This window comes from Streptomyces sp. AC627_RSS907, from assembly GCF_019049165.1.
The window spans coordinates 1-564 of sequence record NZ_JAGMUE010001107.1 but is presented as its reverse complement, the minus strand read 5'-3'; the positions used below and the strand labels follow the sequence as shown (position 1 = coordinate 564).

1 protein-coding gene is annotated in these 564 nt (G+C 68.6%); it reads left to right on the top strand.

All coding sequences use genetic code 11. The annotated features are described in order from the left end of the window. Positions 1-564 (top strand): dihydrofolate reductase family protein (locus tag KUM32_RS40535; RefSeq protein ID WP_254406775.1); only part of this gene is annotated, 564 nt, incomplete at both ends.

Genomic DNA, 564 nt, shown 5'->3' with positions numbered 1-564 from the left:
GTCATGTACAGCTCGGTGTCGGTGGACGGTTTCGTCGCGGACGAGAACGACCAGCCTGGACCGCTGTTCGACTGGTTGCTGAGCGGTGACGTCCCGTTGGACGAGAGCGGCGCGTTGAAGGTGTCGCAGACGTCCTACGACTACATCCGACCGTACTGGGACCAGATCGGCGTCACGGTCGTCGGCCGCCACGTCTTCGACCTGGCGGACGGCTGGGACGGGAAGCCGCCGGGCGGGATGGACCACATGGTCGTCGTGACGCACCGGCCGCAGCCCGAGGGCTGGGACCCCGAGGCACCCTTTCACTTCGTCGACGGCGTCGAAGCAGCCGTGGCCAAGGCGCGGGAGCTCGCGGGTGACCGCTTGGTCGAGGTCGCCGCTGGCGACGTCGGTGGCCAGGTACTTGCCGCGGGTCTGGTCGACGAGGTGCGCATGGACGTCGTACCCGTCGTGTTCGGCTCCGGCAAGCGCTACTTCGGGTCGGTCCACGCACAGCACCTGCTGGAGGGACCCGACCTGGTGGTTCAGGGCGACCGCGTGCTCCACCTGCGCTACCAGGTGCGC